Source organism: Streptomyces cyaneus (assembly GCF_004028635.1).
Lineage (GTDB): Bacteria > Actinomycetota > Actinomycetes > Streptomycetales > Streptomycetaceae > Streptomyces > Streptomyces cyaneus.
On sequence record NZ_RQJW01000016.1, the window covers coordinates 1 to 16,284 of the forward strand.

Genomic DNA, 16,284 nt, shown 5'->3' on the forward strand with positions numbered 1-16,284 from the left:
GTGTATCTGCCGTGCGCCACCGAGGACGACGGCGGACTGCTGTTGCTGCGGGCGATCAGCAACGTACGCACCCGCCGCAGCGAGGTGGATCCACTGCTGGTGCTGGCCGCGATACCGGCGGCCGCGCGGTTGCGGCCACCGGGTTCCGAACTGCCCGGGGAGCCCGGCCCGCCCGCCGCACCGCGCCCCGACGGGCCCGCCCAGGACGATCCGGAGCGTGCCTTCGCGGCGGACGCCAGGTACCAGGAGTGGGTGACCGGCCTCAACGTCGGCCAGTCCCCCGGGCGTTCGGCCGCGCTGCCGTGGATCCTGTGGATACCGCTGTCCGCCGACGAGTTGCGCCGCCGGCACTCCGCACAGCACTCCACCACACGGATCCGCCGTACGGCTGCTTGGCTGCTGTGGTCCAGGCCCTGCCTGGCGGTGGTCCTCGCCATCGCCCTCGCCCTCGGCTTCCTGGGCAACCGGTGGATGGCCCAGCGCTATTGCGAGGGCCGGCTGATCGGCTCCAACACGGACTCCGTCCTGGTGGGCGGTGAGTGTGTGGGGGTCGCGACCGGGGACGTCCGGCTGGCCGCGGGCAACGAGCTGGAACTGTACGGGGCCGGAAAGGGCGTCACCGTCGACGCCGTCGAGCAGGCGATCAGGGCCGAGAACGCGAAGATCGGCCCGAAGGACACGTATGTGACGATCGTCTACGCCGGCCCGGTCACCGCGGCGGACGAGTCCGCCACCCGCAAGGGACTTGAGGAGATCACGGGTGTCTACCTCTACCAGCACTACGCCAACGTCAGCACCCACCAGCCGACCAAGATAAGGGTCCTGCTCGCCAACGGCGGCGAGAACATGCTCCAAGTGCTGCCCATGGCCCGGCACATAGCGGAGCTGGCTCGGCGCGATCGGTCGGTCGTCGGTGTCGTCGGCCTGGGGCGCGACACCACGGAGAGCGATGACGCCGTGGAGATCCTCAAGGGCGCGGGCCTGCCCGTGGTGAGCACCACCAACTCCGGCAGCCATCTGGCGCGCGAGCTGTCGAACTGGTTCGGTCTGGCCGCGACCGACGAGGAGGAGGCGAACGCGCTGCTCGTCGTCGCCCGCCAACTCGCCCGGCGCGAGGACGGCGCCCGGGCCGTGGTGCTGGCCCGCAAGGTCGGCAGCGAGAAGGACTTCTACACGACCGAACAGGCCAGGGTGGGCAAGCAGATGCTGGACCGGGCCGGCTTCACGCCGCTGCCCTCCCACTCCTACCGGCTCAGCCCCAACGGCGAGCCGGAACTCACCGACCCGGTGGAGGACATCTGCGCGAGTGACCCGGTGCCCAGGGCCCTGTACTTCGCGGGCCGGGTGGAGGACGTGCCCAACCTGATGTCCCAACTGGGCTCCACGCCCGGCTGCTCCGGCCGGCACATCACCGTGTTCACCGGCGACGACCTGGCCAAGAGCAACTACGACGAGGGCGAGAGTCTGCGCATCCCTCCGGAGGTCACCCTCTACCACTTCGCGCTGGCACCGATGGACCTCGTCGGCGCGGCCGGCTTCTACGAGGACGCCCACCGCGTGCTCGGTGACCTGCTCCCCGCGAGCACGGCGGCGACCGCGCTGGCCGAGCCCGCCCGGCCCTGGGACGACGCGCTCTTCTCCAGCGGCCAGACGGTTCTGGCCTACAGCGCCACCGCGGTGCTCTACCGGGCCTCGAAGAACGGCGACGCCCCGCAGACCGCCCCGGAGACCTGGGCCGACCTGCGCTGGCGCCCCAACCCGAACCTGCCGGTCGGCACGGTCAGCTTCGCCGGCAGCCAGCCCTATGCCGACCAGCGGGGACACGGCTACAAGATCGTGCGGGTGACCTACCGCGGCCACAAGGTGCGCTCGGTCACCGTGTGCGGGCGACCGGCCGGCAGCGACGAACCGCTCTCCGAGCCGCCGGGCCGCAAGGGCGCAGACCCGGACACGGTGTGCCGCGAGGAGTGAATCTCGCCGTCCAGAGGTGGGGGCGGTCCCCGAGCGTCAGAGCACCGACCGGGGACTGCCCCCACCGCGCGCGCTGCGACCAGCGCCGACAACCTCGCCGTCCGCGACATCGTCCTGTCCGCATTCATCCGCACAGCGGCGAGTAGGACGCCCGGAACCAGGCCTGCGTACGCACTCTTCGCCCGCTTCGGCCTTCAGCCCTGGTGCCCCAGGCCGTAGCGATCAGACCGGTCTGGCAAGCTGTCAGCCAGCCAATGATGCTCGATCCTGCTCGGAACTGCTTTCTATCGAGCACATATTGACACGCCTCCTCGAAGCCCTCAGAGTCATGCCCCGACAGTGCCCCCGGCAGTGATGCAAGCCACCCACCGAGGAGTGTTGCCGTCATGTCCGAAACACCCGCTGTCTCACGTCGACTGCTCCTGGGCGGAGCCGTCGCCACCGGCGCGCTCGCGGCCGGGATGACCGCTGCGGCACCGGACGCGTCCGCCGCGACCGAGCCGGTACCCCGTCGCCGTCCCGGACAGAAGTCGATGATCGGCGTGCCGTTCGAGGTCCACAGAACCGTCCGCGTCGGTGTCGTCGGCCTGGGCAACCGCGGCGCAGGCATGATCACGGGATGGGCGGCCGTACCCGGCTGTACCGTGACCGCCGTCTGCGACATCCGCGCAGACCGCGCTCGAAGCGCCGCCGACCGACTGGTGAGCAAGGGCGAGCCCCGCCCCGCCGAATACGGCGGATCAACCGACTCCTACGCCCGGATGCTCCAACGCGACGACATCGACCTGGTGTACGTCGCCACGCCGTGGGAGTTCCACTACGAGCACGGCAGAGCGGCGCTGCAAAGCGGCAGGCACGCCGTGGTGGAACTCCCCGTCGCGACCGAACTGCGCCAGTTGTGGGATCTGGTCGACACCTCTGAGCGCACCCGCAAGCACCTGCTCCTCGCCGAGAACTGCAGCTACGGGCGCAACGAACTGGCCATGCTGAGGATGGCGCACGCCGGCCTGTTCGGCGACATCACCGACGGCCATGGCGGCTACCTCCACGACCTGCGTGAACTCCTCTTCTCCGACACGTACTACACCGACTCCTGGCGACGGCTGTGGCACACCCGCAGCACCGCGTCCCTGTACCCCATGCACGGGCTGGCCCCGATCGCGGCGGCCATGGACATCAACCGCGGCGACCGGATGACCACCCTGCGCGCCACCGCGACCGCCCCGAGGGGGCTTGCCGACTACCGCGAGCGCTTCATCCCCCGGGACCACCCGTCCTGGAAGGAGACGTACATCAACGGCGACCTGGTCACCTGCCTCATCGAGACCGAGAAGGGCAGGATCATCCGGGCCGAGCACGACGTGAGTTCACCCCGGCCGTACAGCAGGATCAACACCCTCGCTGGCAGTCGCGGGATCGTCGAGGACTACGCCGGACCCACCCCCACCGGCGCACGCGTCTATCTCGAACCGGACCACGCCGGCCACACCTGGCGCGACTTCGCCGACTACCGCAAGGAGTACGACCACTGGCTGTGGCGCAAGGTCGGCGACGACGCCGCGAACAACGGCGGTCACGGCGGCATGGACTACGTCCTGCAGTGGCGCACCGTCCAGCTGATGCGCGCCGGGCTGGTACCCGACATCGACGTGTACGACTCTGCTGCCTGGTGCGCGGCGGTCCCCCTGAGCGCCGCGTCCCTGGCGAGGCAGGGCCGCCCGGTCGAGATCCCCGACTTCACCCGCGGCGCCTGGGCCGGCAAGCGGCCCGGACTCGACTCCAGCCCCACGGACATGCCGCCCGCCGGCTGACGGGCGGCGCGCCGAAGCCGAGGGTCCCCCTCGCACCACCCGAGGCCGAAAACAGGCTCACAAATTTCAGGCCATTTCATACGCCTGGCACATCGGCCACACCTTCAACCGGCGATCGAAATGAAAGACCTCTCACCTCCCCGACCATGAGGACCGATCGGTCATTCGAGCCACTGATTGAATAGGCAATAGGGTCCGAATCCCAGCGGCCGGACAGAATTCAGCTCCATACTCCTGAGACGACAGCAACAAGGCGGGTACTTCGAGGCATCGAACACCGCAAACAGAAGGGAGTTACACCATGCGACCAATGACACGCTGGGCAATGACAGGAGCCCTGCTCACCGCGGCTCTTGCGGGTCCCCTGAGCGTGCCTGCCCACAGCGCGCCCGCCTCGGCACCCGCCTCCCTGTACGCCCCCTCGGCGCTGGTCATGACCACCGGCCACGGGGAGAAGGCCGCCACGACCACACCGGAGCGCGCCGTGACTGTGAACTGTGCGTACAGCACCTCGGGAACCCACCCCGATCCGCGTCAGGCCTGTGCGGATCTGGATCGTGCGAACGGGGACCTCGACCGCTTGGCCACGCTCCGCGGGAATGGCGCGGGGCAGCCCTGCACCAGGGAATACCGTCCCATTGTCGTGACCGTTCAAGGGGTATGGCGTGGTACACGCATAAACTATGAGCACACCTTCGCCAATCCTTGCATCAAGGAAACTCAGGGGGCCGCTGCATTTGCCTTCTGAGCCACCACGGCCGAGGTAAATCGCACATCGACGGGGCGGGGCGCACACTGGCGGGCGGCCCGCCCCTTCCGTATGCGCACTCCCTTTCCGCATGCGCACTCCACCCGGACCGTGGTCACGGCAGCAGACGTCGCTCCTTCGCGACCGCCACCGCGCCCGCGCGCGTGTCGACGCCGAGCTTGTCGTAGATGCGCCGTAGGTGGGTCTTGACCGTGGCCTCGCTGATGTACAGGGCGCGGGCGATGTCGCGGTTGCCGATGCCTCGGGCGAGCTGGGCGAGGATGTCGCGTTCTCGTTCGGTGAGGGTCGGGCGGGGTCGGCGCAGGTGGGCCATGACGCGGCCGGCGACCGGTGCCGACAGGGCGGTACGTCCCTCGGCGGCGGCGTGGATCGCGGCGAACAGCTCGTCGGGGGGTTCGGCCTTGAGCAGGTAACCGGTGGCGCCCGCCTCGATGGCGCGGGTGATGTCGGCGTCGGTGTCGTAGGTGGTCAGGACCAGGACATGGGTGCCGGAGCCGGGGGTGGAGGCGAGGCGGCGGGTGGTCTCCACGCCGTCGATGCCCTCGCCGAGCTGCAGATCCATCAGCACCACGTCCGGAGCAAGCTTCGCGGCCAGCGCGAGCGCCTCCTCGCCGGTGCCCGCCTCGCCGACGACCTCGATGTCCGGGGCGCTGTCCAGCAGGGCGAGCAGCCCGGCCCGTACGACGGCGTGGTCGTCGCAGACCAGGATCCGCACGGGGGCGCGGTCGGGGGTCATCGGGGCGCCTCCAGGGGGACGGCGGCGGACAGGACGGTGCCCTCGCCGGGCGCGGATTCGACGGTCAGGGTGCCGCCGAGGGCACGTAGCCGGGCCCGCATCGCGGGCAGGCCGTGGCCGCGTTCCGCGTCCGGGGAGGCAGGCAGTGCGGTGGGGTCGAAGCCGTGGCCGTCGTCGGTGACGTCCAGGACCACCGCGTCGTCGAGGAGGGTGAGGGTGAGGGCGGCGTTGTCGGCGGCGGCGTGTTCACGGACGTTGGCCAGGGCTCCCTGAGCGATGCGCAGCAGGGCGGACTGGACCCGGTCGGGCAGCTCGGGGAGGCGGCCGTCGTCGTCGACGTGGACGACCACAGCAAGGTGCGCCCCGGGACCGGAACCGGAACCGGATTCCCGTGCGGCCAGGGCGCGCAGTGCCTGAGCGAGGCCGCCGCCGCGGGCGAGGTCGGCGGGGGCCAGGTCGTGCACGAAGCGCCGGGCCTCGGTGAGGTTGTGCTCGGCGACGGACGCGGCGGTGCGGACGTGGGCGCGGGCCTTGTCCGGTGCGGTGTCCCACACCCGGTCCGCCGCCTGGAGCAGCATCCGCTGGCTGGACAGGCCCTGGGCGAGCGTGTCGTGGATCTCCATGGACAGCCGCTGGCGTTCGGCGAGGGTGCCCTCGCGGCGTTCGGAGGCGGCGAGTTCGTGGCGGGTGCGGATCAGGTCGTCGATCAGGACGCGCTGGCGTGCGGTGTGCCGTTCCATCTGGAGGAAGACGGCGGTGGCGAGGGCGGCGACGGCGGGCGGCGCCAGGACCAGGTTGGGGTCGAAGCGGCCCCCGAGCTGCACCTGCGCGGCGACGACGAACACGGTCAGGAGCGCCACGAGCGCGAGGGCCGCGCGTGGCGGCAGGGTGCGCAGGCCGGTGTAGAACAGGGGCACGGCACACCAGGCGAAGCTGGGGGCGAGGACGACCAGGATCATCCACACCACGACGACCTGCACCAGCCAGGCCGCGTGCCGCCGTGTGGGCCGTGGGCCCGCGTCACCGGCCTTGGGGCCCAGCAGATGCAGCACGGTGAGCACGACGCACAGCGCGATGATCCACGGTGTGCGCGGTTCGCCGGGGTGACGCAGCAGGAAGCGGGCGAGTGCTCCGCCGAGCAGCAGGAAGAACGCCGCGTGCATCACGGCGCCGAGCCACCGGGTGTCCACGGTGTCCGGTTCGCACGGCCGGTTCCCCATGCGGGGTCGCCTCCCTTCCTGCTCGTGGGCGCTGAACTGGGCAAACACCTCCATTGTGGCCCGGTGAACGGGCCGGTCAGGTCAACCGATCGGATGACACCGGTGTCGTCCGTCGCGCGACCGGGAGGCAGCCGGAACGTCGACCGTCGCGGCCTGGTTCCGGGTCGAGGGTGGAGAGCGGACGAAGCGGGGCGGCAACCGGGCCGCCCGCCACCGAAGGAGTCGACCGACCCATGAACCGAGTGCACAAGAACTTCTCCCGCCGCGCCCGCGTCGCAACCGGCGGCGCCGTGCTCGCCGTCGTCGCCCTGGCCGGCTTCGGCGCGGTGTCCGCGAACGCCTCGGCACCTGCCACGACGCCCGCAACCGCCGCCGCGGCCGTCGCACCGGACCGCGTCACCACCACTTCCACCCACCTGACGATCGACGCCGCCACCAAGGCCGCGCAGGCCGCGCTCGACGCCGCCGAGAAGGAGAACCAGCGCGTCACGGTCGCCGTCGTCGACCGCAACGGCAACACGATCGTCACCCTGCGCGGCGACGGCGCGGGCCCCCAGTCCTACGAGTCCGCCGAGCGCAAGGCGTTCACCGCGGTCGCCTGGAACGCCCCCACCTCCCAGCTGGCCGAGCGCCTGGAGCAGGCCCCCAACCTCAAGGACATCCCCGGCACCCTGTTCCTGGCGGGCGGCGTCCCCGTCACCGCCGAGAAGGCACCGATCGCCGGCATCGGCGTCGCGGGCGCCCCGTCCGGCGCGCTGGACGAGAAGTTCGCGCAGGCGGGGGCGGACGCGATCGCTCGCTAGGTTCGCACCTCCGGGCCCGGGTCAGCCGGTGCCGAGGGCCATGAGGAGTCGGGTGCAACGGGCCGTCATCTCGGACGTGTTCTGGTCCGGGTGCTCGAACCACCAGCGCATCACGGCCGTGACGGCGTGCTGCCACACGTGGTTGAGCAGGTCGTGGTCGAGCGGGTCGTCCTGTCCGGCACCGGACAGCAACTGCGCGGCACCGGCGGCGCCCATGTCGGCGAGGCGCTCACGGTAGTGGTTCACCGCGTCGCGCATCTCGCCGGCCGGCGGCAGGGCCGGGTCGTAGAGCACGGACCAGGCGTACCGGCAGTGCTCGACCGCGGTGAAGATCGCAGTGAGCGTGTCGACGGCGTGACCGGTCGATCCGCTGCGGGTCCGGGCGGCGGCCACCGAGTCCACCAAAAGGGCGCCGACGTGGTGGACGCAGGCGAGGTACAGGCCGTCCTTGGAGTCGAAGTAGCTGTAGATCAGCGGCTTGGAGATCCCCGCGCGGCGGGCGACGGCGGCGACGGACACGCCCGCGTAGCCGTGTCTGCCGAACTCCTCCACGGCTACGTCGATGATCTGCCGCTCCCGATCGACGCGGGATACGCCCTTGGTTCCGGCCTTGCCCATGGCGCTCATCCTAGCCAACGATATGACCAAGCGGTAATTTACCCAGCGGTCAATTCGGCGGACGGCAGGGAGAGCGGGCGACATGACGCGATCGTGGTGGGGCTGGGGCAACGTCGAGGACGCGGTGGGCGGTGCGGAGCTCGACGCCCTGCTGCGGCGGGTGCGGGCCGTGATGCCGGGCGAGCTGACGGCCCACGAGCCGCCCGGCGTCGCCTCGCTCGATCTGCCCGGGCCGCGGGTGGCTCCCCCGGCCTCCCTCGCCGACCTGTGCTCCGCCGATCCGGCCGACCGGGCCGCGCATGCGCACGGCAAGGCGTTCCGGGACGTGGTGCGCAATCTGCACGGGGACCTGCGCCATGTACCGGACCTCGTCGCCCGCCCCCGTGACGAGCACGACGTGACCGACCTGCTCGACTGGTGCACACGCGACGGCGTCGCGGTGGTCCCGTTCGGCGGCGGCAGTTCGGTGGTCGGCGGTGTAGAGGCGCGGTGCGACGACCACCCCGCCGTCATCACCATCGACCTCGAGCGTCTGAGCAGGGTCATGGAGATCGACGCCACGAGTCGTGCCGCACGGATCCAGGCGGGCGTGTTCGGCCCGCAGTTGGAAGAGCAACTGAGGCCGCACGGCCTGACCTTGCGTCACTTTCCGCAGTCCTTCGAGTTCTCCACGCTGGGCGGCTGGCTCGCCACCCGGGCGGGCGGGCACTACGCGACGCTGTACACGCACATCGACGACCTGCTCGAATCGATGCGTGTGGTGACGCCCGTCGGGATCAGCGAGTCGCGGCGGCTGCCGGGCTCGGGTGCCGGACCGTCGCCGGACCGGCTCTTCCTGGGCAGTGAGGGAACGCTGGGGATCATCACCGAGGCATGGATGCGCCTGCAGGAGCGCCCGCGTTGGCGCGCCGGTACCTCCGTGCGGTTCAGCGACTACGAATCGGCGGTGGCAGCCACCCGGGCCGTCGCGCAGAGCGGGCTGAACCCGGCGAACTGTCGCCTGCTCGACGCGACCGAGTCACTGATCAACGCGGGCGTCAGCGTCGGCGGCGGCGTCCTCGTCCTCGCCTTCGAGTCGGCGGACCACCCGGTGGGCGCCGGGCTGGAGCGAGCGGTGGAACTGTGCCGGGACCACGGCGGCGAGCCGTCCGCCGACGCGGTGGGAAGTTCTGCCGGCGACACGCGAGGCGGATCCGGCGGCAACGTCCGCGGCGAGTCCGCCGCCGAGACATGGCGCTCGTCGTTCCAGCGGATGCCGTACCAGCGGGACGCGCTGGCTCGCCACTCGGTGATCGCCGAGACCTTCGAGACGGCCTGCACATGGGACACGTTCGGCGCACTGCATCAGGCGGTCACCGAGGCGGCACGGCGGGCCATCGACGAAGTCGCCGGGATGGGGGTGATCGCGTGCCGGTTCAGCCATGTCTACCCGGACGGCCCGGCGCCGTACTTCAGCGTGTACGCGCCCGGCCGCTGGGGCAGCATCGTCAGCCAGTGGGACCACATCAAGGCCGCGGTCTCCGAGGCGATCGCGCAAAGCGGCGGCACGATCACCCATCACCACGCGGTCGGCCGCGATCACCGGCCCTGGTACGACCGCCAGCGCCCCGGCCCCTTCGCCGCCGCGCTCACCGCCGCCAAGTCCGCTCTCGACCCGGCCGGCGTCCTCAATCCCGGAGTGCTGCTGCCGGCTCGGTGAGCACCGGGCTGCGAGCATGGCCCTCTCGACTCACCACTCCCCCAGCGCGCCCCGAAAACCGAATGCCTGCCGACGAACGCCTCGACTATGGTGAGCGTCGTTCAGGTGCGCAGGCTGTGGCTACTTCGCCTCTCAAGCGGGTGACGCGGGTTCGAATCCCGTCGCCGGCGCCATGCCGGTGTCGTCCAGCGGCCCAGGACGCCTACAGTGCGCCGCCGCCGATCTCGATCTCTGAACACCTACGGCACGAGCCGCCCGCCACGGGAAACCGGCGGGCGGCTTCGTCGTTCATGACCATCTTCGTCGTTCATGACCATCGGGATGAATGCCGCACTCATGGCACAACAGAGGGAAACTGGAACTGAGAGCCGTTGATGACGCGCGGAGGGAGCACGCGATGAGCCAGGTCAGGACGAGTTCCTCGGATCTTCCTCAGCCGTTGCGGAGCTTGGGCGCCGGGCTGCGCCGCTTGCCCGGAGCTGGGCAGGTGACCAGGGTCGCCGACGGTGCGCTGGATCGGATCGGAGCGGTCTCGCCACGCGGGCGGCGGATCGCGGTCTACACCGGCGCCGGGGTGCTCGGCGTGGCCGGCGTGGTGGAATGGCCCCTGGCTCTCACCGGCGCGGCCGTCGCCTGGCTGACCCAGCCGCGTCCCGGCCAGGGCTCGCAAGACAAGACGGCGCAGGACGACATGGCGCAGGACAGCAGGCGGCGGCCAACTGCGGTCGGGGCCGGCGGTGCTCCCGCCGGACCCGCCGCTCCCTCGCCGGAGTCCCAAGGTCCCGGCGACAGGCTGGCCCCCTCCCGCTTCCCGCACGACCGCCCTCAAAACGGCAGGCACGATCAACCCGCCAAGGTCGGCGACCCAGCCACGACGTCGGCGCTCAAGAAGGTCGCGGAGGCCTCCGCACACCACGCCGAACCGTAGGCATCCTCGAAGGGGTCGGCGAGCTGCGCCCCCACGATCCGCTCAGGCCCCCGTTTCCTCCGGTGTCGCCGGCGGCTCGGCGGGGGTCGTTGCCGGGGGGCGGAAGAGGACGGCTCGGGCCACCGGCGGGGCGAACAGGGCAGTGACGGGTGCGGAGAGGGTCAATACGGAGCGGAAGGCGCGCCCTACGACAGGGTCGCCAGGGGCGCACTCCTGGACGCGCGCCAGGTACCAGTCGGCGGCGCGGTCCGCGGGCCTGCCGGCCACCGCGTTGCCGATCGCGCCGGGCATCTTGCGGTCCGCCCCCGCAGAGATGTCCCACGCCTGCCGGGACGCGGCGAAGATCGCCCGCTGTACGCGCCGGGTGGTGGGGGTCCGGCGTGGATCGGCCAGTGCATCGCGCAGAGCGACCGCGCTCATCGCGGCGACGGCCATGCCCTGCCCGTAGATCGGGTTGAAGGTGCACAGGGCGTCGCCGGTGGCGACGAAGCCGGCCGGGCAGTTGCCGGGCACGTCGTAGCGGCGGCGAATACTGGCGGTCCGTCGGTAGCCGAACGCCGGCGAGAGCGGTTCGGCCTCGTCCAGCCACCGGTGCAGAAGCGGATGCGGCAGCCTCTTGGTGTACGTCACGAACTCGTCGTCGTCCGTGGGCGGTTCGTCACCGCGCAGCCCCGAGACGATGACCAGGTGGCTGCCGTCCTCCAGCGGTAGGGCACCGCCGGCGTGGACCTGATCGGGGCTCGGGTAGACGTAGTAGCCGAGGGTGTCACCGTCGAGGACGCCGCTTTTGCCGCGGTAGATGCGCGAGGCGTACGCAAGTCCCGTGTCGATGGTCTCCTCGTGCGGGACCTCGGCCCCGATCGCGGTGAGCCACTGGAGGGCCTTCGTGCCGCTGCCGGAGGCGTCGACGACCAGGTCGGCCTCCAGGGCCCGCTGCTCTGCGCGGGCGTCGCCGGCGCGGTCCCGCAGCATCACGCCCCGCACGCGCGAGGCGTCACCGAGGAGCCCTACGACATCGGTGCCCTCCTCCACGCGGATCACCGGGTTGGCCAGGACCCGTTGCCGCACCAGTTCCTCGAGTTGCGCTCGGGAACCGGTGTAGATGTGCGTCGTGGCGGGCGTCCGGCGGAACCAGCGGCCGTTCTGCCACAGCACCATGTCCGAAGGCATGCCCACTCGCGGCGCCCCCGCCGCCCGCAGCTCCGCCAGGCTGCCTGGCAGCAGCGACTCCAGGGCCACCTGCCCGGCCTCCAGCAGGACATGCGGATGCCTGCCCTGCGGTACGCCCGGCCGCGGCTTCGTCCCGTCCGGGAACCGGTCGCGCTCCACGACGGTCACCCGGTCGGCGTGCCCAGCCAGAACGTGCGCCGCGAGCATCCCCGCGAGACTCCCGCCCACCACCACCGCGTGCCGCCCGCCCCAGTCGTCGCCCACGCCCCAACCGCCCTTTTCTCCGGCAGAGTTCACCGAGCCGCTCCCCTGATCGCCGCGTCGCATGAAGTCACCAGTATCCCGCTCCGCAGGACGGGTTGATCGCGTTCAAGCCCTTTTGCGCCTCCCCGAATACCTCCGTCAGCCCCCTCCCCTCTGGCCCCGGCCACGACGACTTCGACGACAGCAGAGGACAGCAGGGGACAGAGGACCGACAGGGATCTACGGCAGAAGCGGCATTCCTCTCCGCTGGGGTCGGAGCGGGGGTTGCAGTGAGCTGCCCGACCTGTGAATCCGGCCGGCCGTCAGGCGACGCAGCGCAGCATCTCCAGTGGCGGGTTGGTGCGGAAGTCCGCCCAGAAGTCCGCACCGAACTTGCGCACTCCGGCTTCGGACACCTCCAGTGGGACCCAGGTCAACTCGCTGAAGCCGGCTGCCCGCAGACACGTTTCGTAGACCTCGCGCCGCACGGCGGTGCTGACGATGCTGATCGGCGGGTCGAGCAGGGCCGTGACCCGGAAGCGCGGTCCGGTCTCGATCTCCTCGCCGGTCGGCTCGCAGCGGAAGCCGTACTTCTCCAGGGTCTGTGTGTCGGGACGGTAGTCGGGTGACTGGGCGAGCACGAAGAACTCGGCCCCGGGCACCAGGCTCCGGTGCACGTTGCGGCACATCCGCTCCAAGTCGGCCATGCTCTGCGCGTAGTTGAGCAGCTGGACCCCGGCGGCGACGTCGTAGCGCCGCTCGAGGGGCCGCAGTTCGCCCACATCACCCACCTCGTAGCGCACACCCAGCGGAGCGAGCTCCTCCAACTTCTGTGCGGCGGCGACCATTTCACCGGAGATGTCGATGCCGAGCACCTCCGTGGCGCCGCGCCGCTTGAACTCCCTGCTGTAGAAACCGGTGCCGGAGGCGAGGTCGAGGACCGACTTGCCGCGCACGTCCCCGACCATGGCCAGGAAGCTGGGCACCTCCCCGTACCGCGTCAGCGGAAGGGACTTGAAGCCCTCGAACGCCTCACCGATCTCGTCGTACTGCTGCACGCTCATCGTGTGGTCCTCCCCTGTGCTTCGTCAGGTCTTGGCGGGCAGTCTTCCCGCAGCCCGGCAGGCCGCCGTACTGGCAGAAGCCACGAAGATCCGGACCTCGTTCCGGCCTCCTGTACGAGCGGGCGTACGGGTTCGGGCCCGGCCTCGTCCGTATCCCCTGGCCGACGGCAGGGCCGCGTGTGGGGTGGGCGAGTCGGGGCATCCGGATTGCGGGGAGGTCGACATGGATGCGAGTGCATTGGCATGGACGGGACGGTTGCGGGCCCGGCGGGCGGCGCGGGGTTCGGTCACCGAGGGGGCTGCGCGGGCGGGCCTCGCTGCCCGGGGTGTGATCTATCTGCTCGTCGGTGCGCTGGCGCTGCAGATCGCCTTCGGCGACACGAACGCGCAGGCCGACCGTGGCGGGGCCTTGGCGGAACTGTCGCAGCAGCCGTTCGGCGCGGTGCTGCTGTGGACGCTGGGTATCGGGCTCGTCGGCATGGCCCTGTGGCGGCTGTCCGAGGCGATCTTCGGTTCCGTCGGGCAGGACGGCCGTAGCGCGCGCAAGCGGTTGCTGGCGGCCGTCCGCTGCGCGTTCTACGTCTTCGTCGCCTACTCGGTGCTGTCGTTCGCTGCGAGCCGTAACCGGAGCGGCGGTGGATCCAGCGATCAGCAGTCCCGGGATGCCACGGCCAGGGCGCTGGAGATGCCCGCCGGCCAGTGGCTGGTCGGCGCGGCCGGGGTCGCCGTCGTCGTGGTCGGCGGCTGGATCGGCGTACGGGCGGTCCTGCGCAAGTACCACGACGAGCTCAGGCTCGGGCGGATGAGCCACCGGGCACGGCAGCTGGTGGACGTCACGGGCGTGGCCGGCGGCGCCGCCCGCGGGCTGGTGTTCGCCGTGGCCGGTGTCTTCGCCGTCCGCGCGGCCATCGACTACGAACCCGAACGGGCCAAGGGGCTGGACGACACCCTGCGCGCTTTCGCCGACACCCCGCTCGGCCCCTGGCTGCTGGCCTGCGTCGCCGCCGGGCTTGTGCTGTTCGGTGTGTTTTCCTTCGCCATGGCCCGCTGGCGAAAGGTCTGAGCGCCGTCGTACGGGGAACACGGTGCGGATGAGCGATTCCGAGATTCCGTATGGCGACGGCCGGCCCGTGGACGTGTACCTGGACCTCCTGCGCATCCGGATGGACACGGAGGATTACCGTCTCCTGCTGCGCGTGGTGGAACCAGCCCTCCAGGCGATCGAAGAGGAGCGCCTCTCCAGTCACGACCTCGCGCTCGACACCACAGCTGACGGCGACGAGCTGCCCCAGGAGGTCCGTGACGAGGCGGCGCTCGTCATCGCCACCGCTGTCACCGGCCGCCTGGACAACGAAGTGGTCGAGATCGATGTCGACGAGACCGGACCGGTCAGGATCGTCACGGACGCGACCACCGCATCCGATCCCGTCCGCCTCGGCGAGATCGCCGACTACATCAGGGAACGACACAGGCAGACGGAAGAGCTGCGGGGCATCGCCGAGGTGAGCGGGCTGTCGACGGACTTCTGAACGAGCTGGGTCAGTGCAGGTCCGCCGGGCCTGCCGACGACCACGCCTGTCTCGACGCCGCCGGCCACGGATGAGTTCCTCCAGCTGCGGACGGAGCTCAGGGGGCACCGCTGTCGACGTCGGGCAGGGGGCATTCCGGGCCGGATCAGCGGCTGCGGGTGAAGACCCTGTCCTGGGTGGATCCGGTGGAGCAGAGCTTCTTCTCGGCGGCCGTCATCTTGCGGGATTCGACCACTACCGCGCTGTGCTTGCCGTCGGTGCCGTTCGGGGCGGGGCCGGTGATCACGTCGGGTACGAACCAGTAGTAGTGGCCCCACTTGGGGTCGTCGTAGTGGGTCTGCCAGGTGCCGGTTATCCGCTGCATCACTTGGGCGCGGGAGATCCAGCCCACCTCGCCCGGCCGCACGGTCACGGTGAAGGTGCTTGTCTCCGTGTGCGAGCTCTGCCATGTGTAGTTGTACGTCGCGGTCACACTGGCGGTGATGATGCCCTCGATGCCGCCACCGACGGTGACCGAGCCACCCACCGAGTGGGAGGAGCCCACGGTGTCTGCCCACGACATCGACTGGGACGCGGGTGAGGCGGTGCAGTTGTAGAGCAGTTCGGAGACCTGGCGGGGCTTACCGACGTAAGCTTCGCCGATTTCCGGGGAGTTGAAGCTGCACTTGCCTTCTCCAGAGGCGCAGTCGGCCATGATCTGTTCCCCGGCGGGCTGCTCCTCTGCCACAGCGGGCACGGCCGCCGCGATCACCCCGAGCGTGGTCGCCGTCAGCGCCAGCGTGCGGCCGCCGTACCGCAGTGTGCGGTTCATCGTCATCGTTGTTGCCTCTTACCGTACGTGGGGGGACGGTGACCGTGTTGCCCCTGTTCCGGTGGGGCTTGCAGTCACCTCTTGGTGCCCACGAGGCTCACGTAATCGACGGTCGAGCTACACCAAGAACTGGCAAAGTTGTACTTGATTTCGGAACTGATGCGCGGTCAATTTCATTGCCAGCACGTTGACTTGAGATCGGTCGGCAGTCGAATCACGTACGCGAGCGAGTCTCCGCACTCCTTGACGGCCCGATTTGGCACCATGGCCACGTGGACGGAGATCCGGCTCTCGGCGGGGCCGAGCCGATGGATGCGCTCAAGGTGGCGCCGACGGCCCGGACGGCGCTGGCGTGGCTGCCGCCGAGGGAGCTCTGGCCGGCCATTCAGGACATCCGCTGGGAGCACGATCCACAGGTTCGGCGCTGGCCGCCGCATGTGAATCTGCTGTTCGGCTTCGTCCCCGAGGAGGAGTTCGCCCGGGCCGTGCCGCTGCTCTCCGCCGTCGCCGCACAGAGCACGGCATTCACGGCACGCCTGGCCGGTGTGCGGTACTTCCGGCACCGGCACTACGCGACGATCTGGCTCGATCCGGCCGCGGCGGACGCTGCGCCCTGGGCCCGTCTCCACCGAGAACTACAGCTGCGGTTCCCGCTCTGCCAAGGGCGCGGCGGCCGCTTCACCCCGCATCTGTCTCTCGGCCGCACACAGGACCCGAAGCACCTGGCGGCCGAGTGCGCCGTCCGGCTCGGCACGCTGTCGGCATCGGTCGAGGAAGTAGTCCTGCTCTCGCGCCGCGGCGAGGAGCCCATGCGACCCCGGGCCGTGATCACCCTGGGCACGGGCGAGGTGCACCAACCGCGCACGAGCTGAGTGTGCGCCGACGGGCGCGGCAACCGGCCGCTGGGTCGTA

The 16,284-nt window shown here is 70.6% G+C and carries 15 protein-coding genes; 9 read left to right on the forward strand and 6 right to left on the reverse strand.

Annotated elements, in window-relative coordinates; all coding sequences use genetic code 11:
• The 3 genes from EHO50_RS38040 to EHO50_RS38050 all read left to right on the forward strand — a co-directional run.
• A partial coding sequence (locus tag EHO50_RS38040) for a type 1 periplasmic-binding domain-containing protein (RefSeq protein ID WP_128436200.1) occupies positions 1-1,971 on the forward strand: 1,971 nt, incomplete at its 5' end.
• A gap of 386 nt (positions 1,972-2,357) precedes the next feature.
• Entirely contained in the window at positions 2,358-3,782 is a 1,425-nt protein-coding gene (locus EHO50_RS38045) for a Gfo/Idh/MocA family protein (protein WP_128436207.1), read from the forward strand.
• A 325-nt stretch (positions 3,783-4,107) separates the two neighbouring features.
• The gene (locus tag EHO50_RS38050; RefSeq protein WP_342787049.1) at positions 4,108-4,530 is read left to right on the forward strand and encodes a subtilase-type protease inhibitor; all 423 of its coding nucleotides are present in this window, start codon (positions 4,108-4,110) and stop codon (positions 4,528-4,530) included.
• A gap of 115 nt (positions 4,531-4,645) precedes the next feature.
• Here EHO50_RS38050 and EHO50_RS38055 read toward each other — a convergent pair whose 3' ends face one another.
• Entirely contained in the window at positions 4,646-5,287 is a 642-nt protein-coding gene (locus EHO50_RS38055) for a response regulator (RefSeq protein ID WP_128436215.1), read from the reverse strand.
• Complete coding sequence (locus EHO50_RS38060; RefSeq protein ID WP_128436219.1) at positions 5,284-6,507, reverse strand: sensor histidine kinase; 1,224 nt, start codon at positions 6,505-6,507, stop codon at positions 5,284-5,286. The genes EHO50_RS38055 and EHO50_RS38060 overlap by 4 nt, the downstream gene beginning before the upstream one ends.
• Positions 6,508-6,740: 233 nt before the next feature.
• Between EHO50_RS38060 and EHO50_RS38065 the strand changes: the two genes are divergently transcribed.
• The gene (locus EHO50_RS38065; RefSeq protein ID WP_181449769.1) at positions 6,741-7,310 is read left to right on the forward strand and encodes a GlcG/HbpS family heme-binding protein; all 570 of its coding nucleotides are present in this window, start codon (positions 6,741-6,743) and stop codon (positions 7,308-7,310) included.
• A gap of 21 nt (positions 7,311-7,331) precedes the next feature.
• Here the strand turns inward: EHO50_RS38065 and EHO50_RS38070 are convergent, their stop codons facing one another.
• On the reverse strand, positions 7,332-7,928 hold the full coding sequence (locus tag EHO50_RS38070; protein ID WP_246101793.1) for a TetR/AcrR family transcriptional regulator: 597 nt from the start codon (positions 7,926-7,928) through the stop codon (positions 7,332-7,334).
• Between the two features lie 82 nt (positions 7,929-8,010).
• On the opposite strand from EHO50_RS38070, the gene EHO50_RS38075 reads away from it, so the two are divergent.
• Entirely contained in the window at positions 8,011-9,627 is a 1,617-nt protein-coding gene (locus EHO50_RS38075; RefSeq protein WP_128436229.1) for an FAD-binding oxidoreductase, read from the forward strand.
• A gap of 487 nt (positions 9,628-10,114) precedes the next feature.
• A complete protein-coding gene (locus EHO50_RS44325; RefSeq protein ID WP_342787041.1) occupies positions 10,115-10,555 on the forward strand; it encodes a hypothetical protein in 441 nt (146 codons plus the stop codon).
• 42 nt (positions 10,556-10,597) lie between these two features.
• Here the strand turns inward: EHO50_RS44325 and EHO50_RS38080 are convergent, their stop codons facing one another.
• Together EHO50_RS38080 and EHO50_RS38085 are read right to left on the reverse strand one after the other, a co-directional pair.
• Complete coding sequence (locus EHO50_RS38080) at positions 10,598-11,953, reverse strand: FAD-dependent oxidoreductase (protein ID WP_281288303.1); 1,356 nt, start codon at positions 11,951-11,953, stop codon at positions 10,598-10,600.
• A gap of 338 nt (positions 11,954-12,291) precedes the next feature.
• The gene (locus EHO50_RS38085) at positions 12,292-13,032 is read right to left on the reverse strand and encodes a class I SAM-dependent methyltransferase (protein WP_128436233.1); all 741 of its coding nucleotides are present in this window, start codon (positions 13,030-13,032) and stop codon (positions 12,292-12,294) included.
• A gap of 223 nt (positions 13,033-13,255) precedes the next feature.
• Here EHO50_RS38085 and EHO50_RS38090 point away from each other — a divergent pair, with 223 nt between their 5' ends.
• Both EHO50_RS38090 and EHO50_RS38095 read left to right on the forward strand, forming a co-directional pair.
• Positions 13,256-14,095 carry a DUF1206 domain-containing protein gene (locus tag EHO50_RS38090; RefSeq protein ID WP_128436237.1) on the forward strand — a complete coding sequence of 280 codons (840 nt, stop codon included), beginning with the start codon at positions 13,256-13,258 and terminating at the stop codon, positions 14,093-14,095.
• Between the two features lie 28 nt (positions 14,096-14,123).
• Positions 14,124-14,561: a hypothetical protein gene (locus EHO50_RS38095; protein WP_128436241.1), complete on the forward strand. Its 438-nt coding sequence runs from the start codon at positions 14,124-14,126 to the stop codon at positions 14,559-14,561.
• 145 nt (positions 14,562-14,706) lie between these two features.
• Here EHO50_RS38095 and EHO50_RS38100 read toward each other — a convergent pair whose 3' ends face one another.
• Positions 14,707-15,372 carry a hypothetical protein gene (locus EHO50_RS38100; protein ID WP_246101795.1) on the reverse strand — a complete coding sequence of 222 codons (666 nt, stop codon included), beginning with the start codon at positions 15,370-15,372 and terminating at the stop codon, positions 14,707-14,709.
• A 272-nt stretch (positions 15,373-15,644) separates the two neighbouring features.
• Here EHO50_RS38100 and EHO50_RS38105 point away from each other — a divergent pair, with 272 nt between their 5' ends.
• Entirely contained in the window at positions 15,645-16,244 is a 600-nt protein-coding gene (locus tag EHO50_RS38105) for a 2'-5' RNA ligase family protein (protein ID WP_128436248.1), read from the forward strand.
• Positions 16,245-16,284: the final 40 nt, after the last annotated feature.

Excerpts from the sequence above, each read along its gene's own strand:
- EHO50_RS38055 (WP_128436215.1), bottom strand. The coding sequence starts at position 5,287 with ATGACCCCCGACCGCGCCCCCGTGCGGATCCTGGTCTGCGACGACCAC.
- EHO50_RS38100 (WP_246101795.1), bottom strand. The coding sequence starts at position 15,372 with ATGAACCGCACACTGCGGTACGGCGGCCGCACGCTGGCGCTGACGGCG.
- EHO50_RS38090 (WP_128436237.1), top strand. The coding sequence starts at position 13,256 with ATGGATGCGAGTGCATTGGCATGGACGGGACGGTTGCGGGCCCGGCGG.
- EHO50_RS38070 (WP_246101793.1), bottom strand. The coding sequence starts at position 7,928 with ATGGGCAAGGCCGGAACCAAGGGCGTATCCCGCGTCGATCGGGAGCGG.
- EHO50_RS38045 (WP_128436207.1), top strand. The coding sequence starts at position 2,358 with ATGTCCGAAACACCCGCTGTCTCACGTCGACTGCTCCTGGGCGGAGCC.
- EHO50_RS38075 (WP_128436229.1), top strand. The coding sequence starts at position 8,011 with ATGACGCGATCGTGGTGGGGCTGGGGCAACGTCGAGGACGCGGTGGGC.
- EHO50_RS38060 (WP_128436219.1), bottom strand. The coding sequence starts at position 6,507 with ATGGGGAACCGGCCGTGCGAACCGGACACCGTGGACACCCGGTGGCTC.
- EHO50_RS38085 (WP_128436233.1), bottom strand. The coding sequence starts at position 13,032 with ATGAGCGTGCAGCAGTACGACGAGATCGGTGAGGCGTTCGAGGGCTTC.
- EHO50_RS38065 (WP_181449769.1), top strand. The coding sequence starts at position 6,741 with ATGAACCGAGTGCACAAGAACTTCTCCCGCCGCGCCCGCGTCGCAACC.
- EHO50_RS38050 (WP_342787049.1), top strand. The coding sequence starts at position 4,108 with ATGACAGGAGCCCTGCTCACCGCGGCTCTTGCGGGTCCCCTGAGCGTG.
- EHO50_RS38095 (WP_128436241.1), top strand. The coding sequence starts at position 14,124 with ATGAGCGATTCCGAGATTCCGTATGGCGACGGCCGGCCCGTGGACGTG.